Raw genomic sequence first — 14,182 nt, forward strand, 5'->3', positions numbered from 1 at the left:
AAAGTAAAGAAACAGGGATGAATTCCGGTAACGGGATTTAATTTTTGTTAACACAATAAGAAGTAATTAAGAGCGTATGGCGGATGCCTTGGCTCTCAGAGGCGATGAAGGACGTGATAAGCTGCGATAAGTCATGGAGAGGTGCAAATAACCTTTGACCCGTGAATTTCCGAATGGGGCAACCCACCTATTTTAATAGGTATCCAGCAATGGAGGCAAACCCGGAGAACTGAAACATCTAAGTACCCGGAGGAGAAGAAAACAAAAGTGATTCCCCTAGTAGTGGCGATCGAACGGGGATCAGCCCAAACCTATATTGTTTCGGCAATGTAGGGGTTGTAGGACTGCAATAAGAGAAATGGCGTGAAGTGGAAGTGTTTGGAAAGACACACCGAAGAGAGTGATAGTCTCGTACACGTAAGCAAAATGCCTCCAGCAGTATCCTGAGTAGCGCGGAACACGAGAAATTCTGTGTGAATCTGCCGGGACCATCCGGTAAGGCTAAATACTCCTGAGAGACCGATAGTGAACAAGTACCGTGAGGGAAAGGTGAAAAGCACCTCGAATAGAGGAGTGAAATAGTACCTGAAACCATACGCTTACAAGCGGTCGGAGCACCTTTTGGTGTGACGGCGTGCCTTTTGCATAATGAGCCTACGAGTTACTCCTCACTAGCGAGATTAAGGGCTTCAGGTCCGTAGTCGAAGCGAAAGCGAGTCTGAATAGGGCGTAAAGTTAGTGGGGGTAGACGCGAAACTTGGTGATCTACCCATGGTCAGGCTGAAGCTCTGTTAATCCAGAGTGGAGGGCCCAACCCGTTGACGTTGAAAAGTCTTGGGATGAACTGTGGGTAGGGGTGAAAGGCCAATCAAACTGAGAAATAGCTCGTACTCCCCGAAATGCATTTAGGTGCAGCGTCAGAGTCGAGAGTTATAGAGGTAGAGCTACTGATTGGATGCGAGGGCTTCACCGCCTATCAAATCCAGACAAACTCCGAATGCTATAACTTATATCTGGCAGTGAGCCCGTGGGTGCTAAGGTCCACGGACGAGAGGGAAAGAACCCAGACCATCAGCTAAGGTCCCCAAATGTATGTTAAGTTGAACTAACGAGGTGAGATTGCATTGACAGCTAGGATGTTGGCTTGGAAGCAGCCATTCATTTAAAGAGTGCGTAACAGCTCACTAGTCGAGCGATCTTGCATGGATGATAATCGGGCATAAAACATACTACCGAAGCTATGGATTTAGAATTTATTCTAACTGGTAGGGGAGCATTCCAGCGGCGCAGAAGCAGTGTGGTAATGCATTGTGGAGCTTCTGGAAAAGCAAATGTAGGCATAAGTAACGATAATGCGGGTGAGAAACCCGCACGCCAATAGACTAAGGTTTCCTGATCAACGCTAATCGGATCAGGGTTAGTCGGGACCTAAGGGGTAGCCGAAAGGCGAACTCGATGGACAACGGGTTAATATTCCCGTACCGGCTTTAACTGCGATGGGGTGACGAAGAGATGAAAGCACCGCGAACTGACGGAATAGTTCGTTGAAGACCGTACGTGATGAGAGATGCAGGTAAATCCGCATTTTGAGCTGAAAGTCGATAGTACTGCAATGCTACGGCAGCGCAGATAGTGTGCCTAATTTTACTTCCAAGAAAAACCTCTAAGCTTCAGGTTAAAGCTGCCCGTACCTCAAACCGACACAGGTAGTCAAGTAGAGTATACTAAGGCGCTCGAGTGATTCATGGCTAAGGAACTCGGCAAAATAGTCCTGTAACTTCGGGAGAAAGGACGCTCTCAGCGATGAGAGCCGCAGTGAAATGGCCCAGGCGACTGTTTATCAAAAACACATGGCTTTGCAAAAACGAAAGTTGAAGTATAAGGCCTGACACCTGCCCGGTGCTGGAAGGTTAAGTGGAGATGTTATTTTCGGAGAAGCATTGAAATGAAGCCCCAGTAAACGGCGGCCGTAACTATAACGGTCCTAAGGTAGCGAAATTCCTTGTCGGGTAAGTTCCGACCTGCACGAATGGTGTAACGATCTGGGCACTGTCTCAGCCATGAGCTCGGTGAAATTGTAGTATCGGTGAAGATGCCGATTACCCGCAACGGGACGGAAAGACCCCGTGCACCTTTACTGCAGCTTCACATTGATTTTGGGTAAGTAATGTGTAGGATAGGACGGAGACTATGAAGCGGGTTCGCCAGGACTTGTGGAGTCAACCTTGAAATACGTCCCTTTGCTTATCTGGAGTCTAACGTCTGACGACGGACAGTGTGTGGTGGGTAGTTTGACTGGGGTGGTCGCCTCCAAAAGAGTAACGGAGGCTTCTAAAGGTACCCTCAACACGTTTGGTAATCGTGTGTAGAGTGCAATGGCACAAGGGTGCTTGACTGTGAGACATACAGGTCGATCAGGTACGAAAGTAGAGCATAGTGATCCGGTGGTTCCGCATGGAAGGGCCATCGCTCAAAGGATAAAAGGTACGCCGGGGATAACAGGCTGATCGCTCCCAAGAGCTCATATCGACGGAGCGGTTTGGCACCTCGATGTCGGCTCGTCACATCCTGGGGCTGGAGAAGGTCCCAAGGGTTGGGCTGTTCGCCCATTAAAGTGGCACGCGAGCTGGGTTCAGAACGTCGTGAGACAGTTCGGTCCCTATCTGTTGTGGGCGTTGGAAATTTGAGAGGATCTGACTCTAGTACGAGAGGACCGGGTTGGACGAACCTCTAGTGCATCTGTTGTGGCGCCAGCTGCATTGCAGAGTAGCTACGTTCGGAAGGGATAAGTGCTGAAAGCATCTAAGCACGAAGCCTACCTCAAGATGAGATTTCCTTTAAGGGTCGTTGGAGACTACGACGTTGATAGGTTGCAGGTGTAAAGGCGGTGACGTCAAAGCCGAGCAATACTAATTACCCTAAAACTTTTGAGTGCGGTGTTCATTTCTGAATTTTTTCGGATGTTATTTTTACTTTGATTTTTTTGATATGTCTATGATATTATCTTGAGGGTGTAAGCTCAATATTAGATGAATGATTTTAGGTGTCTATTGCATCGGGGTTCCACCTCTTCCCATTCCGAACAGAGAAGTTAAGCCCGATAGCGCCGATGGTACTGCCAACAGGTGGGAGAGTAGGTCGACGCCAACTTTTAAAGAGTCTTGTTCCAATGGAATGAGACTCTTTTTTGTTATAAAGTATTTTTGTGCCGGATCGGTTTGGTACGATTAAGGAGTAGATCCCCAAAAAGGATCAAAAGAATTAAGGTGTTTATAGCAGCAGGGTTCCACCTCTTCCCATTCCGAACAGAGAAGTTAAGCTTGTCAGCGCCGATGGTACTGCCAATGGTGGGAGAGTAGGTCAACGCCAACTATTAAAGAGTCTTGTTCCAAAAAGGAATGAGACTCTTTTTTATGTGCTAAGATCATTGAAATTTGTTTTCCATATTGATATAAAGCCAATCGCGTCCTAAACGAATAAAAAAGAGAGAAAGAATTTAAGTATCTCAAAGTATCTTTGAGTTGCACAACAAAAACCACTTTCTCTCATGACAAATTTAAACTTATTCTCACAAATCATATCAAAATTAGTGGAATTGCAACAAAATTTGGTACAAAAAGGATTAGGCTGCCAATTTATAATATGCTCTTAATTCAATTTCTTTTTCTAAAGGTGTTTTATATCCTAAACTAGAGTGTATACTTTTAATATTGTACCAATTTTCAATATAATCGTATACATGGTTATATGCATGAGTAAACGATAAAAAGACACTGTCCCGCAAAGTGTGTAAGTGCTATTTCCAGGGTTAGACTTTAGTTAAGTCTGACCCTTTCTTCGAATATAGCTAAAAACTGATTAAGTATCACTCCCCAGTTTTGGATCGGCATCGTCCATTTTCTGGTCGCTTCCCTTGTGGCCAGATAGGCCGATTTCATTACTGCATCATCAGAAGGAAAGGACAATTTATTCTTTGTATACTTTCTGATTTTACCATTCAGATTCTCGATTAAATTGGTGGTATAAATGATTTTTCTGATCTCCAGAGGAAATTCAAAAAAAGCAGTCAATTCATCCCAATTCTCCCGCCAGCTCTTTACTGCATAGGAATATTTTGAATTCCATTTATTGGCAAAATCCTCTAAGGAAGCCTCTGCTGCATTTTTAGTAGGAGCACCATAAATGAGTTTTAGATCCATTGTAAACTCCTTCTTATCTTTCCATACAACGTATCTGCAGGTGTTTCGGATCTGATGAACCACACAGATTTGAGTTGTTGCCAGTGGGAATACGTTTCGAATGGTATCTGTGAATCCGTTTAAATTATCTGTTGCGGTAATGAGTATATCCTCAAGTCCACGAGCTTTCATATCTGTTAAAACACTCATCCAATAAGCCGAGGATTCATTTTTACCCAGCCATAGTCCCAAGACTTCCTTAAGTCCATCTCTTCGGAGTCCTACGGAAATGTAGATGGTTTTGTTGATGATCTTAGAATTCTCCCTCACCTTAAAGACAATACCATCCATCCAAACGATTAGATAAACCGGTTCCAACGGGCGGTTTTGCCATGCAACAATATCTCCAATTACTTTATCGGTAATACGGGATATCGTGCTGGCAGAAACATCAAAATTGTAGAGTTCCCGAATTTGTCGTTCAATGTCGCTGTTGCTCATTCCTTTGGCATAAAACGATACAATGATATTTTCCAGACCTTCAACCATACTGCCACGCTTGGGTACAATCATTGGGTTAAAACTAGCATCCCTATCGCGGGGTACAATGATTTCAGACTCTCCCAAACTTGTTCGCACTTTCTTGGTACCATAGCCATTTCTAGAATTATGCGCTATTGCCTTTTCGTGCTTCTCATAGCCTAAATGATCATCAAGTTCCCCTTCGAGCATTTTCTCAATGCCTCGCTTTTGAACCTGCATCAGAAAGTCATTTAGCTGTTTTCCTGTTTTGAATTGCTTTAAAATTTCATCGGTCAATAAATCTTTTGGTTCCATAATAAGTGTGCTTTTAATATGAGACTAACGTAAAGTTATTTCCAATTTTTTTCTTGAGCTAGAAAAGGGCTCCGAAAAAATCAGAATAACTTTACTTACACACTTTATGGGATACTGCTGATTTAAAACTCATTTCGGTATATCATTTCCGACTTAATGGTTTTAAAAAAGCTTTCAGCTGCGACATTATCCCAACAATTTCCCTTTCTGCTCATGCTTCTGTTTATCTTATTATTACCCATAAAAAGATCCCTTATTTTATTGCAGGCATATTGAACGCCTCTATCTGAATGAAGTATAAATCAATGTATTATTTGTCGTCGCTTACGTGCAGTATTCCATGCCTTAAGAACCGTGTTTTCATATGTCATATCCTTACTTAATGACCAACCAACAACTTGTCTGTCCGCTAAATCAATCATTGTTGTTAGGTAAATCCACTTGTCATTAACTCTTATATAAGTAATGTCAGACACCCATACTTTACCTAGCTGTTCAACTTTAAATTGTCGATCCAGAGTGTTTTTTTCGATCTTATAATGATGCTTAGAGTAAGTTGTATTAACAAATCGTTTTTTAAGTTTGAATCGAATGTTTTCTGTCTTTATTAGTCTGGCAACATAAGCTTTGGATATTTTATATCCAAGCTTCTCCAATTCAGCCTGAATACGAGGACTTCCATAAGTTTGTCTACTGTCATTAAAAATCCTTTTAATCTCATTTACCAAAACAGTTCTTTTTGAGTATTTCTTTTTAGCAAGTTTAACAGACTTCCAGTGGTAATAAGAATTCCGGCTTACTTTTAAATACTTACACATCTTCCCAACAGAATATGTTTTTTTATGCTTATACATAAAATCATATATTAATTGTCGCTCTTGGAGAAGATGCTTACCGCCTTTTTTAATATATCACGTTCCAATTTAGTTTCTTTTAGTTCTGCCCTTAACTGGGCTATCTCTCTTTGTTCCGGACTTAGTGAAATATTGCCTTTCCCTGTAAAAGATTCTTTGGCGCTCAAATTTTCTCTAAGCCACCTGTGAATCATATTGGCGTTTAATCCTTAATTTTGAGATGCTTGCCGTGCGCTTTGTCCCGATTTAAGTAGATTCACGATCATCAACTTAAAATCTGTTTCATAATGTTTTGCCATAATTTAAATATAAGAATTTCGGGCGTAACCATTGTACCAACAAATGTAGCAGGTCCAGTAATTCTTCATGAGTTAAAATGAATAGGTGATCTCTCTCTCTCTTTTCAATCAAAAATAGTTTGTTCAATAGCAGGATAAGATTTAAAGATACAAGCTTTCATTTTCTTGTTTTATTATTCTCAGGGATAGATAATTTCTAATTGATATTTTTTTAATTAAGATGATGAGTAAGTCCATTCCCAATTTTGTATAAGAAAGAATAGAGAAATTGGTCGGGCTATCCGCTAAATCTTTTACTTCGTTCCTCGTTAAAAGGATATCGCTTCTATCCCTAATGGAGGGATCTCCCGATCATCAGCGAATAATGTTTTACTCAGCACCATCAGGAATCATTGGTTAATTTACTTTTTATAAAAAATAATTATTCATGTTATCAGTTAGTTAAGTTAATGTTTGGAAAAACTTTTTAAATGTATTAGGAATTGGGAAAAATAATGGTTTATCTTTGCACCGCTTTCAACGGAAAGTGAGCAGGGTTTTGAGTGATTTGGGGAGTAATTTTTTTATCACCGGAACGGGCTTTATTTTTTTTTGAAATTTTTTCACTTTGGGATTAGGATATAATGAAATAAATGATTTATCTTTGCACCCGCTTTGGGAGCTAACGAGCTCGTGAGACCCTAGGAAACTTGGGGATTACAGCGAAATTGTCCTGAAAAAAAAGTTGAAAAAAGATTTGCAGGTTTGGGATTTATTTCTTTATCTTTGCACTCGCTTTTAGAGACAGTAACGACTGTCTTGTTTAAGAATGAAATTTTAGAACAGGTTGCCTTTTTAAGTAAGGGGTATACAGCCGACAGAAGTTCTTTGAAAATATTGGAAACAACAAGTTAGGTAAATACAGGGAATAAAACCTTGTCAAGTAAGAATTACGATAACTATAAATACATCCAAGAGCAGAATTATAACAAAAGTTTTTATACAACGAAGAGTTTGATCCTGGCTCAGGATGAACGCTAGCGACAGGCCTAACACATGCAAGTCGAGGGGTATAGGCAGCTTGCTGCTTAGAGACCGGCGCACGGGTGAGTAACGCGTATGCAACCTACCTTTTACTGGGGGATAGCCCAAAGAAATTTGGATTAATACCGCATAATATATTTGAATCGCATGGTTTGAATATTAAATCTACGGAGGTAAAAGATGGGCATGCGTAGCATTAGTTAGTTGGTGAGGTAACGGCTCACCAAGACTATGATGCTTAGGGGGTCTGAGAGGATAGTCCCCCACACTGGTACTGAGACACGGACCAGACTCCTACGGGAGGCAGCAGTGAGGAATATTGGTCAATGGGCGCAAGCCTGAACCAGCCATGTCGCGTGCAGGATGACGGCCCTATGGGTTGTAAACTGCTTTTTTACAGGAATAAACTTTGCTACGTGTAGTGAACTGAAGGTACTGTAAGAATAAGGATCGGCTAACTCCGTGCCAGCAGCCGCGGTAATACGGAGGATCCAAGCGTTATCCGGATTTATTGGGTTTAAAGGGTCCGTAGGCGGGCTTTTAAGTCAGTGGTGAAATCCCGGAGCTCAACTCCGGAACTGCCATTGATACTGAAAGCCTTGAATTTAGTTGAGGTGGGCGGAATACGTTATGTAGCGGTGAAATGCATAGATATAACGTAGAACACCGATTGCGAAGGCAGCTCACTAAGCTAACATTGACGCTGATGGACGAAAGCGTGGGGAGCGAACAGGATTAGATACCCTGGTAGTCCACGCCGTAAACGATGATTACTCGTTGTGCACAATACACCGTGCGTGACTGAGCGAAAGCATTAAGTAATCCACCTGGGGAGTACGTTCGCAAGAATGAAACTCAAAGGAATTGACGGGGGCCCGCACAAGCGGAGGAACATGTGGTTTAATTCGATGATACGCGAGGAACCTTACCTGGACTTAAATGTAGATTGACCGGCTTAGAAATAGGCTTTCTCTTCGGAGCAATTTACAAGGTGCTGCATGGTTGTCGTCAGCTCGTGCCGTGAGGTGTCGGGTTAAGTCCCATAACGAGCGCAACCCCTATCGTTAGTTGCTAACAGGTTAAGCTGAGGACTCTAGCGAGACTGCCACCGTAAGGTGAGAGGAAGGTGGGGATGACGTCAAATCAGCACGGCCCTTACGTCCAGGGCTACACACGTGTTACAATGGCCAGTACAAAGGGCAGCTACCAGGTGACTGGATGCTAATCTCAAAAGCTGGTCTCAGTTCGGATCGGAGTCTGCAACTCGACTCCGTGAAGTTGGATTCGCTAGTAATCGTAGATCAGCAACGCTACGGTGAATACGTTCCCGGGCCTTGTACACACCGCCCGTCAAGCCATGGAAGCCGAGGGGACCTGAAGTACGTAACCGCAAGGAGCGTCCTAGGGTAAAATTGGTAACTGGGGCTAAGTCGTAACAAGGTAGCCGTACCGGAAGGTGTGGCTGGAACACCTCCTTTCTAGAGATTGGAAGTATTGTACTATAGGAATTGAGATTCGATAAGAGTTTTAGACTGTATTTCCTGACTGATTGTTTTCATAAATTTATTTATACCATAACCCATAGCGTTAGGGTGTTTTCACCGCTAAGCTGATAGGTAGTAATAGTCCTGTAGCTCAGTTGGTTAGAGCACTACACTGATAATGTAGGGGTCCGCAGTTCAAATCTGCGCAGGACTACTATTTAATTATCCATTAGGAGTTATTGATTACGAATAGAACGTAATTAAATGATTTGTAATTTGTAATTGGAGTGAAACGATTATGGGGGATTAGCTCAGTTGGCTAGAGCGCCTGCCTTGCACGCAGGAGGTCATCGGTTCGACTCCGATATTCTCCACAAAAATACGATGGTGTATTTAAAGTTCTTTGACATATTGAAACAAAATTAAAGTAGAAGTAACAAAAGTAAAGAAACAGGGATGAATTCCGGTAACGGGATTTAATTTTTGTTAACACAATAAGAAGTAATTAAGAGCGTATGGCGGATGCCTTGGCTCTCAGAGGCGATGAAGGACGTGATAAGCTGCGATAAGTCATGGAGAGGTGCAAATAACCTTTGACCCGTGAATTTCCGAATGGGGCAACCCACCTATTTTAATAGGTATCCAGCAATGGAGGCAAACCCGGAGAACTGAAACATCTAAGTACCCGGAGGAGAAGAAAACAAAAGTGATTCCCCTAGTAGTGGCGATCGAACGGGGATCAGCCCAAACCTATATTGTTTCGGCAATGTAGGGGTTGTAGGACTGCAATAAGAGAAATGGCGTGAAGTGGAAGTGTTTGGAAAGACACACCGAAGAGAGTGATAGTCTCGTACACGTAAGCAAAATGCCTCCAGCAGTATCCTGAGTAGCGCGGAACACGAGAAATTCTGTGTGAATCTGCCGGGACCATCCGGTAAGGCTAAATACTCCTGAGAGACCGATAGTGAACAAGTACCGTGAGGGAAAGGTGAAAAGCACCTCGAATAGAGGAGTGAAATAGTACCTGAAACCATACGCTTACAAGCGGTCGGAGCACCTTTTGGTGTGACGGCGTGCCTTTTGCATAATGAGCCTACGAGTTACTCCTCACTAGCGAGATTAAGGGCTTCAGGTCCGTAGTCGAAGCGAAAGCGAGTCTGAATAGGGCGTAAAGTTAGTGGGGGTAGACGCGAAACTTGGTGATCTACCCATGGTCAGGCTGAAGCTCTGTTAATCCAGAGTGGAGGGCCCAACCCGTTGACGTTGAAAAGTCTTGGGATGAACTGTGGGTAGGGGTGAAAGGCCAATCAAACTGAGAAATAGCTCGTACTCCCCGAAATGCATTTAGGTGCAGCGTCAGAGTCGAGAGTTATAGAGGTAGAGCTACTGATTGGATGCGAGGGCTTCACCGCCTATCAAATCCAGACAAACTCCGAATGCTATAACTTATATCTGGCAGTGAGCCCGTGGGTGCTAAGGTCCACGGACGAGAGGGAAAGAACCCAGACCATCAGCTAAGGTCCCCAAATGTATGTTAAGTTGAACTAACGAGGTGAGATTGCATTGACAGCTAGGATGTTGGCTTGGAAGCAGCCATTCATTTAAAGAGTGCGTAACAGCTCACTAGTCGAGCGATCTTGCATGGATGATAATCGGGCATAAAACATACTACCGAAGCTATGGATTTAGAATTTATTCTAACTGGTAGGGGAGCATTCCAGCGGCGCAGAAGCAGTGTGGTAATGCATTGTGGAGCTTCTGGAAAAGCAAATGTAGGCATAAGTAACGATAATGCGGGTGAGAAACCCGCACGCCAATAGACTAAGGTTTCCTGATCAACGCTAATCGGATCAGGGTTAGTCGGGACCTAAGGGGTAGCCGAAAGGCGAACTCGATGGACAACGGGTTAATATTCCCGTACCGGCTTTAACTGCGATGGGGTGACGAAGAGATGAAAGCACCGCGAACTGACGGAATAGTTCGTTGAAGACCGTACGTGATGAGAGATGCAGGTAAATCCGCATTTTGAGCTGAAAGTCGATAGTACTGCAATGCTACGGCAGCGCAGATAGTGTGCCTAATTTTACTTCCAAGAAAAACCTCTAAGCTTCAGGTTAAAGCTGCCCGTACCTCAAACCGACACAGGTAGTCAAGTAGAGTATACTAAGGCGCTCGAGTGATTCATGGCTAAGGAACTCGGCAAAATAGTCCTGTAACTTCGGGAGAAAGGACGCTCTCAGCGATGAGAGCCGCAGTGAAATGGCCCAGGCGACTGTTTATCAAAAACACATGGCTTTGCAAAAACGAAAGTTGAAGTATAAGGCCTGACACCTGCCCGGTGCTGGAAGGTTAAGTGGAGATGTTATTTTCGGAGAAGCATTGAAATGAAGCCCCAGTAAACGGCGGCCGTAACTATAACGGTCCTAAGGTAGCGAAATTCCTTGTCGGGTAAGTTCCGACCTGCACGAATGGTGTAACGATCTGGGCACTGTCTCAGCCATGAGCTCGGTGAAATTGTAGTATCGGTGAAGATGCCGATTACCCGCAACGGGACGGAAAGACCCCGTGCACCTTTACTGCAGCTTCACATTGATTTTGGGTAAGTAATGTGTAGGATAGGACGGAGACTATGAAGCGGGTTCGCCAGGACTTGTGGAGTCAACCTTGAAATACGTCCCTTTGCTTATCTGGAGTCTAACGTCTGACGACGGACAGTGTGTGGTGGGTAGTTTGACTGGGGTGGTCGCCTCCAAAAGAGTAACGGAGGCTTCTAAAGGTACCCTCAACACGTTTGGTAATCGTGTGTAGAGTGCAATGGCACAAGGGTGCTTGACTGTGAGACATACAGGTCGATCAGGTACGAAAGTAGAGCATAGTGATCCGGTGGTTCCGCATGGAAGGGCCATCGCTCAAAGGATAAAAGGTACGCCGGGGATAACAGGCTGATCGCTCCCAAGAGCTCATATCGACGGAGCGGTTTGGCACCTCGATGTCGGCTCGTCACATCCTGGGGCTGGAGAAGGTCCCAAGGGTTGGGCTGTTCGCCCATTAAAGTGGCACGCGAGCTGGGTTCAGAACGTCGTGAGACAGTTCGGTCCCTATCTGTTGTGGGCGTTGGAAATTTGAGAGGATCTGACTCTAGTACGAGAGGACCGGGTTGGACGAACCTCTAGTGCATCTGTTGTGGCGCCAGCTGCATTGCAGAGTAGCTACGTTCGGAAGGGATAAGTGCTGAAAGCATCTAAGCACGAAGCCTACCTCAAGATGAGATTTCCTTTAAGGGTCGTTGGAGACTACGACGTTGATAGGTTGCAGGTGTAAAGGCGGTGACGTCAAAGCCGAGCAATACTAATTACCCTAAAACTTTTGAGTGCGGTGTTCATTTCTGAATTTTTTCGGATGTTATTTTTACTTTGATTTTTTTGATATGTCTATGATATTATCTTGAGGGTGTAAGCTCAATATTAGATGAATGATTTTAGGTGTCTATTGCATCGGGGTTCCACCTCTTCCCATTCCGAACAGAGAAGTTAAGCCCGATAGCGCCGATGGTACTGCCAACAGGTGGGAGAGTAGGTCGACGCCAACTTTTAAAGAGTCTTGTTCCAATGGAATGAGACTCTTTTTTGTTATAAAGTATTTTTGTGCCGGATCGGTTTGGTACGATTAAGGAGTAGATCCCCAAAAAGGATCAAAAGAATTAAGGTGTTTATAGCAGCAGGGTTCCACCTCTTCCCATTCCGAACAGAGAAGTTAAGCTTGTCAGCGCCGATGGTACTGCCAATGGTGGGAGAGTAGGTCAACGCCAACTATTAAAGAGTCCTGCCCGTGAAGGTGCAGGACTTTTTTTATTATTATATGAAGTCGTATTTCTGATCCAATGATTTGGGATCAATTCAAATATAAGGTGGAGTAAGTTTTTTTATGCATATATTTTAGCTACCCTAAAAAGGAAGAAGTTAATATCTCTCACCCCTCTAAGTGATGCCCTGAATGCTTTCAGTTTTGCATTGAAAGATTCTGCCGAAGCATTCGTATTGTGATTATCAAAGTAGTTTAAAATACCTTGATAATGATCTTGGATAGTGTTTTTAATACTTCTGAATGATTTAAATCCAGTCTCTTCAACCTTTCTAAACCAATGAGCTAATTTTGTATAAGCAATACCTTTTTCTTTGGTTTGTGTAAATATCAATCTCAGGTTATGAGTTAACATGTATGCTTCTTTCATGTCAGGATATTGGGCAAATAAAATTTTTGCACGTTTTTTCTGACTTCTTGTCCAATTGTTTGCAGATTTAAAAAGTAAATACCTGCTTCTTGCCAAAAGTTGCTTTTTAGAATCCCCATTATCAAATACGGCCGGCTGATATTTCTCTTCCCTGTAATTAGCTTCTCTGATCGCTTTAGATTCTTCATTTAGAGCATCCCAACGATGAGCTATCCGCATTTGCTGTAAACCGTCATAAGCCAATTTCTGAACATGAAAACGATCAATTACCCTGCTTGCTTTGGGAAAACTGCTTTGTACGATTTTATTCATGCTTCCCGCCATATCCAGAGTTACTTCTTCGACTAAACCTCTAATACTCTTAGGAGTCTTCTTTAAGATGGAGATGATATTTTCAGATTGAGTCCCTTGAATCATGGCAACCAATGCTCCTTTTCGGCCTTTTGCTGCTTTATTGGTAATTATTGTATAAAGCTCTCCATTGGTTAAGGCTGTTTCATCAATACTTAGCTTAGTACCAATATTTTCAGGAAAAACCATCCACTTGTGAGCATGAGATTTCTGATCCCATTGATTAAAATCACTTAAGTGTTCTTTGTATTGCTGAGAAAATTGATTCCCATTGATATGATAATGTTTTTCAAGGCTTTTACTGCTGATCGGGTATTTGTCCAAATAATTCTTTTAAAAAAGAAGCGAACCCTTTTGTATATCGAGCTCCCTTTGCTATCAAATCCCAATCTCTGCTTACAATCTGACCCGTAGAACAAACGAGCCACTTCCTTTTGCGAACATGCAAGTAAACCATGCGTTCCCGAATAGGGTAATCTTGAATCACCACTGCTGACTGAAAACCTTTTGAAGTCAGCTTTTCTGATGAAAATTCTTCTGGGAATTGATGTAATTCATCCAGATGAACATCCAATCGATTTTCATCAATAATAACTTGAGTGATCTCAAAGTAGGAAAATATCTCTTCTGGTAAAATTGCTTGAAGTAAGAGGGTGTAGTGATCTTTTGTTGAATCCATCGTCTAAATTTTAGACAACAAAATTAAATTATTCCTTTTGAACCACCTGATATTTGAATTGATCCTAAATAATACAAGTCAATTTAAGACATAAAAAAACACCCAATTTTACGATTGGGTGTTTTTGTTGGGGGTGGGCCCACATGGGCTTGAACCATGGACCCCCTGATTATGAGTCAGGTGCTCTAACCAGCTGAGCTATAGGCCCGATGAAAACAAGACGGTAAAAGTATTTTATTTACCTTT

At 42.9% G+C, this 14,182-nt stretch carries 5 protein-coding genes, 3 tRNA genes and 7 rRNA genes; 9 read left to right on the top strand and 6 right to left on the bottom strand.

What is annotated here, in order from left to right:
* Positions 1-56 precede the first annotated feature (56 nt).
* From ACY0M5_RS03310 to rrf (ACY0M5_RS03320), 3 genes are all read left to right on the top strand, one after another.
* Positions 57-2,933, top strand: a 23S ribosomal RNA gene (locus ACY0M5_RS03310).
* A 106-nt stretch (positions 2,934-3,039) separates the two neighbouring features.
* Positions 3,040-3,150 (top strand): 5S ribosomal RNA (gene rrf, locus ACY0M5_RS03315).
* 112 nt (positions 3,151-3,262) lie between these two features.
* A 5S ribosomal RNA gene (rrf, locus tag ACY0M5_RS03320) occupies positions 3,263-3,372 on the top strand.
* 443 nt (positions 3,373-3,815) lie between these two features.
* Here the strand turns inward: rrf (ACY0M5_RS03320) and ACY0M5_RS03325 are convergent.
* The 3 genes from ACY0M5_RS03325 to ACY0M5_RS03335 all read right to left on the bottom strand — a co-directional run bounded on the left by ACY0M5_RS03325 (position 3,816) and on the right by ACY0M5_RS03335 (position 6,063).
* Complete coding sequence (locus ACY0M5_RS03325; protein WP_461630561.1) at positions 3,816-5,015, bottom strand: IS256 family transposase; 1,200 nt, start codon at positions 5,013-5,015, stop codon at positions 3,816-3,818.
* A gap of 302 nt (positions 5,016-5,317) precedes the next feature.
* Positions 5,318-5,869, bottom strand: coding sequence for an IS3 family transposase (locus ACY0M5_RS03330; RefSeq protein WP_461630802.1), 552 nt, complete (start codon positions 5,867-5,869; stop codon positions 5,318-5,320).
* Between the two features lie 11 nt (positions 5,870-5,880).
* Positions 5,881-6,063 carry a hypothetical protein gene (locus ACY0M5_RS03335; RefSeq protein WP_461630803.1) on the bottom strand — a complete coding sequence of 61 codons (183 nt, stop codon included), beginning with the start codon at positions 6,061-6,063 and terminating at the stop codon, positions 5,881-5,883.
* Positions 6,064-7,149: 1,086 nt separating this feature from the next.
* Here ACY0M5_RS03335 and ACY0M5_RS03340 point away from each other — a divergent pair.
* The 6 genes from ACY0M5_RS03340 (at position 7,150) to rrf (ACY0M5_RS03365) (ending at position 12,486) form a co-directional block, all read left to right on the top strand.
* A 16S ribosomal RNA gene (locus ACY0M5_RS03340) occupies positions 7,150-8,669 on the top strand.
* A gap of 146 nt (positions 8,670-8,815) precedes the next feature.
* A tRNA-Ile gene (locus ACY0M5_RS03345) sits at positions 8,816-8,889 on the top strand.
* Between the two features lie 86 nt (positions 8,890-8,975).
* A tRNA-Ala gene (locus tag ACY0M5_RS03350) sits at positions 8,976-9,049 on the top strand.
* Positions 9,050-9,170: 121 nt separating this feature from the next.
* A 23S ribosomal RNA gene (locus ACY0M5_RS03355) occupies positions 9,171-12,047 on the top strand.
* Positions 12,048-12,153: 106 nt separating this feature from the next.
* Positions 12,154-12,264, top strand: a 5S ribosomal RNA gene (gene rrf, locus ACY0M5_RS03360).
* Between the two features lie 112 nt (positions 12,265-12,376).
* Positions 12,377-12,486: ribosomal RNA gene (rrf, locus tag ACY0M5_RS03365) — 5S ribosomal RNA — on the top strand.
* Together the 16S, 23S and 5S rRNA genes with 2 tRNA genes alongside form the textbook arrangement of a ribosomal RNA operon.
* Before the next feature lie 111 nt (positions 12,487-12,597).
* Here rrf (ACY0M5_RS03365) and ACY0M5_RS03370 read toward each other — a convergent pair.
* The 3 genes from ACY0M5_RS03370 to ACY0M5_RS03380 form a co-directional block, all read right to left on the bottom strand.
* Entirely contained in the window at positions 12,598-13,581 is a 984-nt protein-coding gene (locus tag ACY0M5_RS03370; RefSeq protein ID WP_461630804.1) for an ISAon1 family transposase, read from the bottom strand.
* The gene (locus ACY0M5_RS03375) at positions 13,556-13,936 is read right to left on the bottom strand and encodes an ISAon1 family transposase N-terminal region protein (RefSeq protein WP_156197417.1); all 381 of its coding nucleotides are present in this window, start codon (positions 13,934-13,936) and stop codon (positions 13,556-13,558) included. The genes ACY0M5_RS03370 and ACY0M5_RS03375 overlap by 26 nt, the downstream gene beginning before the upstream one ends.
* Positions 13,937-14,070: 134 nt before the next feature.
* Positions 14,071-14,144: transfer RNA gene (locus ACY0M5_RS03380), tRNA-Ile, on the bottom strand.
* Positions 14,145-14,182 lie beyond the last annotated feature (38 nt).

Source organism: Labilibaculum euxinicum, from assembly GCF_963678175.1.
GTDB classification, from domain to species: domain Bacteria; phylum Bacteroidota; class Bacteroidia; order Bacteroidales; family Marinifilaceae; genus Labilibaculum; species Labilibaculum euxinus.

Coding starts and splice junctions, on each gene's coding strand:
- ACY0M5_RS03325 (WP_461630561.1), bottom strand. CDS start 5,015: ATGGAACCAAAAGATTTATTGACCGATGAAATTTTAAAGCAATTCAAA.
- ACY0M5_RS03330 (WP_461630802.1), bottom strand. CDS start 5,869: ATGTATAAGCATAAAAAAACATATTCTGTTGGGAAGATGTGTAAGTAT.
- ACY0M5_RS03335 (WP_461630803.1), bottom strand. CDS start 6,063: ATGATTCACAGGTGGCTTAGAGAAAATTTGAGCGCCAAAGAATCTTTT.
- ACY0M5_RS03375 (WP_156197417.1), bottom strand. CDS start 13,936: ATGGATTCAACAAAAGATCACTACACCCTCTTACTTCAAGCAATTTTA.